The 7100-nt window shown below is 57.5% G+C and carries 8 protein-coding genes; 3 read left to right on the top strand and 5 right to left on the bottom strand.

Annotation, left to right across the window (positions count from 1 at the left end):
* The 3 genes from R6U41_RS12350 to R6U41_RS12340 all read left to right on the top strand — a co-directional run.
* Nucleotides 1-401 (top strand): hypothetical protein (locus R6U41_RS12350; RefSeq protein ID WP_410270140.1); only part of this gene is annotated, 401 nt, incomplete at its 5' end.
* Nucleotides 398-1003 (top strand): hypothetical protein, encoded by a 606-nt coding sequence (locus tag R6U41_RS12345; RefSeq protein ID WP_410270139.1) that lies wholly within the window; start codon nt 398-400, stop codon nt 1001-1003. The genes R6U41_RS12350 and R6U41_RS12345, both read left to right, overlap by 4 nt.
* A gap of 20 nt (nt 1004-1023) precedes the next feature.
* The gene (locus R6U41_RS12340; protein WP_410270138.1) at nt 1024-2271 is read left to right on the top strand and encodes an iron-containing alcohol dehydrogenase; all 1248 of its coding nucleotides are present in this window, start codon (nt 1024-1026) and stop codon (nt 2269-2271) included.
* Between the two features lie 60 nt (nt 2272-2331).
* Here R6U41_RS12340 and R6U41_RS12335 read toward each other — a convergent pair whose 3' ends face one another.
* The 5 genes from R6U41_RS12335 to R6U41_RS12315 all read right to left on the bottom strand — a co-directional run.
* Nucleotides 2332-3198 (bottom strand): nitroreductase family protein, encoded by an 867-nt coding sequence (locus R6U41_RS12335; protein WP_410270137.1) that lies wholly within the window; start codon nt 3196-3198, stop codon nt 2332-2334.
* A 53-nt stretch (nt 3199-3251) separates the two neighbouring features.
* Nucleotides 3252-4952, bottom strand: a complete 1701-nt coding sequence (locus tag R6U41_RS12330) for a 7TM diverse intracellular signaling domain-containing protein (RefSeq protein WP_410270136.1) — start codon at nt 4950-4952, stop codon at nt 3252-3254.
* A gap of 83 nt (nt 4953-5035) precedes the next feature.
* Complete coding sequence (locus tag R6U41_RS12325; RefSeq protein WP_410270135.1) at nt 5036-6034, bottom strand: radical SAM protein; 999 nt, start codon at nt 6032-6034, stop codon at nt 5036-5038.
* Nucleotides 6031-6534, bottom strand: a complete 504-nt coding sequence (locus R6U41_RS12320) for a cyclic nucleotide-binding domain-containing protein (protein ID WP_410270134.1) — start codon at nt 6532-6534, stop codon at nt 6031-6033. Before R6U41_RS12320 ends, R6U41_RS12325 begins: the two co-directional genes overlap by 4 nt.
* On the bottom strand, nt 6531-7100 hold a 570-nt coding region (locus tag R6U41_RS12315), incomplete at its 5' end, for an amidophosphoribosyltransferase (RefSeq protein WP_410270133.1). The genes R6U41_RS12320 and R6U41_RS12315, both read right to left, overlap by 4 nt.

Genomic DNA, 7100 nt, shown 5'->3' with positions numbered 1-7100 from the left:
CCAACGCTGCACCGGGAATTGTGCGCTTGGTTTCAGAAGAACTGGCCCGGATGACCCGCATCCGGAGGGGTGTATTTACCGGTCTTCTGGCGCCTGCAGCCCTGGAAAAATCACTGGCGCAAAACGGCTCGCCCAGGCCCGAACTGCTGCTGGCCGTGGCCGGTATGGAGGACTATGCCGCCACCCCGGAAAAACAGCGGCCAGCCAAAGGCGCAGATATGCTCAAAGCCCTGTTTAACAAAATTCAAAACACCCTGGGCCAAAGCCTGAAATCTTTGCAAATCCCTTTTTACCAAATCCGGCAGGCCTGTGAAAACGCAGCATCCAGGCCGGATGCCGGAATAACCGCCACTGACGCGCTGGATCTGGCCGGCCGGGCCTGGAAAGGAGCACCCGAATGAACCGTTTTACACCGTTTTCAACCACCCCGGCCGATCTTGGCAACTATCCGGAAATCCGCCCGAAAACCAATTATTTCCGTAAAGCCTACATTTCTGTCATGCTGCTGGTGGTGGGCCGGGGCCTTGAAGCCACTGCCAGGGTGGATTCGACAGTCCGGCGCATTTTTGAACAACTGCCCGACGGATTCTGTCTTTGCCTGGGCGTGGGGCCGGCAGGTCCGTGGATGGTGGCCAAAAAGGACAAAAAAGGCCGCCTCCGGTACCTGGGCTGGCAGCGCCGGGCAGCCAGGGCTCATCTGCGCCTCACTATCAAAAACCTGGCCTCGGCCATGCGAGTGTTCACCTTTCAAGAATCCACGGCCCAAGCCTTTAACTACGACCGGTTCACGGTGGAAGGCCGTCTGCCCCAGGCCCTGGCATTTATGCGGGCCCTGGACCGTGTGGAGGTCTATCTGCTGCCAAAAATCATTGCCAGGCGGGCTGTCAAACGCTATCCGGGCAGCTCGGAACTGCCGGGCTGGAAAAAGCATCTCAACCGCATCCGGATCTATTTGCGCGCCTTTTTTCCGGACCTGATCCGGGTGATTTACAAAAACATTTAAAAACCGGGAAAGGAATCGCCATGATTCTGCCGGAATTTTATGATTTCTGCAGCCGGGCCAAGATCGTTTCGGGAGAAAACACCCTTGAAAAAATACCGGCGCTGCTGGCCGGACTGGACGCCGGCCGGCCGCTGATCATCACGGATCCCGGGGTGCAAAACGCCGGGCTCGTGGATGTGGTCAAACAGGCCATGGCCCCCGGCCTGGAATCCGCACCGGTTTACAGCGATGTTCCCATGGATTCCGACTACCATGTGGTGGACAAAATCGTCGGCGTGTACCGGGAAAACCAATGCGACGCCATCATTGCCGTGGGCGGCGGCTCGGTGATTGACACGGCCAAGGGTGTGAACATCGTGGTTTCGCTGGGCGGCAAAACCCTGCTGGACTATCAGGGAGCCGGTGCGGTGCGCAAAAAACTCAATCCCCTGGTGATCCTGCCCACTACCGCGGGCACGGGATCGGAAATGACCCTGGTGGCCGTGATCGCCGATCCGGAGCGCCGGGAGAAAATGCTCTTTGTCTCCTATTTTCTGCAGCCGGACCTGGCCGTGCTCGATGCCCGCTTGACCCGGACCCTGCCGGATTTTATCACAGCGGCAACAGCCATGGACGCCCTGTCCCACGCCTGCGAGGCCTGGTACTGCATGGAAAAAAACCCTTTAAGCGATACCCTGGCGTTTCAGGCCATTGATCTCATCAGCCAAAACCTGCTTTATGTGATCAAAAGTCCTGAAGACACACAGGCCCGCCTGGCCCTGGCCAATGCCTCCACCCTGGCCGGGGCGGCATTTTCCAACTCCATGGTGGGCATGGTGCACAATCTCGGCCATGCCATCGGCGCGGTGTGCCACGTGCCCCATGGAAACTGCATGGCGGTTTTGCTGCCCTACGGCCTGGAATACAACCTGCACCGCAGGGGCGAAATCATCGGCCAACTGCTCCTGCCCCTGGCCGGGCCGGAAATCTATGCCGCAACCCCCCGGCACCAACGGGCCGAAAAAGCAATCGCTTTGATCCGGCAGCTCAACCAGGACCTTCATGATGCCATTGGCGGACGTTATCCGCGGTTTCTTTCGGAAATCCGGGACCGCGACGGCCGGCGCCTGGTGGAAAAAAACATGCTGCCCGAAATTGCGGAAAAAGCCTTAAGCGACGGGGCCCGGGTGCCCAACCCCGAGGAACTGCTGGCAGATGATGCGCAGATGGTGCTCGAACATGCCTGGGAAGGCACACCCCTGGACCGGACAAAAATCAAAACCGGGTAAGCCCGGTTTTACAAAACCACTTGCATGCGCATCCGGACGATGGGCCAACTTTTTTTCCAGCTACCTGACCCAGTCAACGGGCCGGGGCCTGCGGCAAGTGGTTCTGGCATATGCGTGGGCCGGATAGCCCATGGTCAGGCAGGCATAGACCCGGCGGCCCCGGGGAAGGGATACAAGCTTTCGAAGACCCGGGAAAATTTTCAGGGCCAGGGTCACAAATCCGATATAACAGGTGCCCAGGCCCCGGGCGTGGGCGTAGTTCATGATATTGGCCGCCGCGATATTGCAGTTTTCGCAGTGAAACCGCCCCTTTTTGGGCGCATGCACCAAAATCAGCACCGGCGCATTGTGCAAAATCAGATCCCGGCCGGCTGCCTGCTGCTCAAGATACCAGGGCATGGGCTCCATGTAGCGCTCCAGGTCATTTCCCGGGGCAAGCTTTTGAAGGGCCCTGTAGACAAGCTTTCCAGGGCCTTTGCGGCTGTGACGGTACGCCTTTGCCCCGATGCTGAAAACGGCTGCGGAAAGGGCCTGCAGCACATCTTTGTTTGTGATCACCGTAAAGGCCACATCCTGTTTGTTGCTGGCTGTGGGGCTCCAGGCGCATAGGCCCAGGATGTCTTTAATAACCGCATCCGGCACCCTGTCGGCCTTATACCGGCGGATGCTTCTGCGGCTGCGCACAATCTCGGAAAACACGTCCGGATCCAGGCGTTTTCTGTCCACCGGCCGGATCTGCACAAAATCGATCCCTTCATGGACAATGGCGTCTTTGGGGCACACTGCGACGCAATGGCCGCACAAACTACAAAACCCGGGCGCCGCGGCCTCCGGCCGGCCGTTGACCGTCCGCCAGACCCCGGCCACACATTCTTTGACACAAAGCCCGCAAAGGTTGCAGCGCTCCGGGATTGTCCGTATTTGCATGCGTAATCCTCCCTGTTGGCCTGCAGCCGGAAAACCAGCATCCGGGCTGTGCATTACCGACCCCACAACCGCACGGTGTTTTTTCCCGCTGCCTTGGCCCGGTACATGGCCCGGTCAGCGCGTTCCAGTAAATCCTGGGCCGTGAGGCCGGCCTCGTAATGGGCAGCACCAAGGCTTACGGTCACGTGGATCTTCAACCCCGGCCGGGGCACGACCGGATGCTGGCCAAAGGCCAGCCGAATGCGTTCTGCGACATCCATGGACCGGGCTTCACCCAGGCCCGGCATGATCACGGCAAACTCCTCGCCTCCGTAACGGCATGCCAAATCGGCCTGCCGCACATGGGCCCGGATGGTGTCTCCCAGGCGGGTTAGCACCTGGTCTCCCTGGATATGGCCGTATTGATCATTGAACTGTTTGAAATCATCCACATCCAACATGAGAAGTGACAACGGCTGGCGCAGATTTTCTGCCTTCTGGATTTCCGGGCCGATATGGGCCCGGAAAAACCTTGAATTGTGAAGCCCGGTCAAGGCGTCTGTAAAGGCCAAATCCATGGCCCGGCGCTCGTTTCCCAAAGCCTCTTCGCGCTCCCGGCGAAGGGTGCGGATCCGGTCGGCCAGGGCGAATGACAGCAGTACTGCCTCGGCCGCAGAACCGATCTGGTAGCTGTGAAAGCCCATGGCTGTGAAGGAAATCACGCCGCTGTAAGTCAGGGCAAAAACCAGGGTGCCGGCTGCATAGATGCTCCAGGCCAGCAGGTAATAGCGAGCCGGGCCGAATCCCTTCCGCCAGACCAGGATGGCTGCGGTAATCAGTATAAACGGGGTTGTGGTGCCAAGGATGCTAAAGAGCGTGGTTAGCAGGGAAAACCGGAGCAAAAAGGACAGGCCAGCCAGCAGGGTGCCCAGCACAATCAGGACCTGAATGATGAGATCCATGCGCGGTGCGTTTTTTCTGGTTTCAAGGAAATAGCGGGTAAACACCCCGGCGGTAATAAAAATCAGGGACAGAAAAAACAGGGTCACCCGGGTGTCCAAGGCGCGCCGGCCCATAAACAGGTACTCCAGGGTCAGGCCGTTTAGGCCGAAAAAATAAAGCAGCACACAAAACATGTAGGCCACATAATAAAGGTAGGCCCGGTCCCGGAGGGAGAAAAACAGAAAAAGGTTATACATGGCCATGGCCAAAATGATGCCGTAATAAATCCCGTAGCCCGTAGCAGTGGCGCGCTGATACGACAAAAAAGCCCCGTCTGTATAAAGCTTCATGGGCAGGGTAAGCACCCCCTGGCTGACAAACCGGGCATATATGGTCCAGGAACCGGTTTTTTCATCTGCAAACGCCCACGCTTCAAAGGTCCGGTTGCCCGGGCTGCGGCCCAGAACCATTTCACTGGGATTTTCGCGCAGCTGCCGGAGCCGCACGGTTGCCAGATAGGGCCAGCCCGCGTGCAGCACCCAGCCGTTGGGCAGCCGGCCTTCAAAGGCAAAACAAACCCAGACAGCCGCATCCGTGAGCCCCAGATGCGGGACACCCGGGCCTGCGTGCAAAAACTCTTCAGAAACCGGCGCTGATACCACCTGGGCAATTGTCCGGATATGATCCGTGTCTTTGAAAATTTTCAGGTGCCCGGCAAGATCCACCTTATCGGCACCAACAGGGATGGAAACAGGGGCGGGATTGTCCTGCTGACGGGCGGAAGCATCAGAAGCCGGCAGAACCAGCCCTGAATGCGCAAAAATCCATATCATGCAAATCCATGCAAATGATCGGACATATTTTAACGGGAGCATGGCCGGATACCATAAAGCGCAAAAAAATCCACCAGGGATTTTCAGCCTGCCGGGATTTCTTCCTTGAGCAGGCAGCAGGCGATCTTCCACCTTGGCCGGCCCTGATGGTCATAGTCAATGTTGCCGCCCTGGACCAGCTTGTTGATCACACACCCCTCGGCGATATCAAGGGAGAAAAGATCCGCTTCATTGATTTTCGGGGCGGGCGCAAGGCCCTGGTCGGTTATCTGCAGGCTGTGCAAGGCAAAATCCTCGCACAGCGGACACTGATAAACTCGGCCGTTGGGAAAAATAAAATAATTTTCCGCCACCTTGCCCGCGCATTCAAAAATCTCGTCCGTCTCCAGAAACACTTTCGGGTAAGTCACGGCAATACCGCTTTTTGCAACCCTTTGAGCAACAGGCGGCACATTTTCCTCCCATTGCTGCCGGGTAAGCTGCAAGGCGTCCTGGCCGGCCTGCGCAGACCGGCCCCGGATCCCGATAACCTGGATAAAAAAGCGGTGAACACCCAGATCCGAGAGCACCTCCGGCATGTCAGCGAGTTCGTGGAGGTTTTTCCGGCTCACGGTATAGATCACGCTTACCCCGAAGCCCTTTTCCACGGTCCGGCGGATGCCGCGGGTGCAGGCGGCATAACAGCCCGCGCCCCGGATTTGATCGTTTGTGGCCGGCGTGGCCCCGTCCAGGCTGAAGCTGAAATAATCCACGTCCTCCGGGGTCACCTGATCCAGAATATCATGAAACAGGTATCCGTTGGTATCAATGGTAACCGAGGCATAGCCCATTTGCCGGGCAGCGCTGACAATCTTTGCAAGTTCGGGGTGAAGGGTGGGCTCGCCGCCCAGAAGAATCAGATTGGCGGCCTTGCCGGGCTTGCGGAAAAACGAAAGCCACCTGCCGACAGTGGCGGCCGGCAATGTGCTATCTCCATGCTGGGCCGGATTGATGTAGCAGTGAGCGCACTTGAGGTTGCAGCGGGTGGTGATGTGGAAAAACACGTTTACCGCATTTTTGGAAAAGGATACGGTCTGTTTCATTTTATCTGGTCTGCGAGCTCCTTTTTGGCGCGAAACAGCTCATCATTGGTGGCCCGCAGCCGGATGGACATGTACTCGGCAAAAATCCGGTACAGCAGGAGCAAAAAATCAATGCGCTCGTCATGGTCGTCTGAATCTGACAGCCGACCCTTTGCGGAAGTATCCACGCACAAACAAAGCGTATCGCCCACGGCATAAACCGAGGCGGATCGCACCAGGCTATCGACAATGCGCATTTCACCGAAAATCTCGCCCACTTCCCGGATGTGGCCGATTTCCACGCCCTGTTTTTCGATTTTCAGGGTTCCTGAAAGCAGGAAATAAAGCCAGGGATCGTTATCCCCCTCCCGGATGATGAGCTCTCCGTCTTCATACTGCCGGATCTTGCTCAGCCGCAGCAGCTTGGCCAGATTCCGGGTCTCAAAATCCTTTAATCCCGGAATGGCCATGAGCCGCTGAATGTTTTGCACATTGTCCTTGAGGTACTTGGATTCAATCATCTGCCAAACCCCGGTTCATTTTCCATGCACTCCTTTGTCAGGGACTGGTCGAACAATACCGGATAACAGCCGTCAAAGCAAGCCTTGCAAAAATGATTTTCCGGCTCCGCCACTCCGGTGGATGCCAGAAGCCCTTCCAGGCTCAGGTAATGAAGGCTGTCCAGACACAGAAAGTCGCGCAGCTCGGACACAGTCTTGCTCGCGGCAATCAGTTCCCCCTTGGTGGAAAAATCAATGCCGTAATGACAGGGATGCATGTGCGGCGGGCAGCTGATGCGCATGTGGACCCGATTGACGCCGAGTTCCCGCAGGGCCTTGACCCGGGTCCGGGCCGTGGTGCCCCGGATAATGGAGTCTTCAATGATAATGATGTCTTTTCCCGCAAGCAGCTCCTTGACCGGGTTTAACTTCATGCGCACCCCGAAATCCCGCATGCTCTGGCTGGGCTGAATAAAGGTGCGGCCCACGTAGTGGTTGCGGATCATGCCCAGGTCAAAGGGGATGCCGGATTGCTCGGCATATCCCAGGGCCGCGTAATTGCCCGAATCCGGAAAGGGCATGACCAG

Origin of the sequence: Desulfosalsimonas sp., from assembly GCF_046483245.1 — a bacterium.
GTDB lineage: Bacteria > Desulfobacterota > Desulfobacteria > Desulfobacterales > Desulfosalsimonadaceae > Desulfosalsimonas.
Note: the sequence above shows the minus strand (reverse complement) of the source record. Positions and strands in the feature narration are given on the sequence as shown.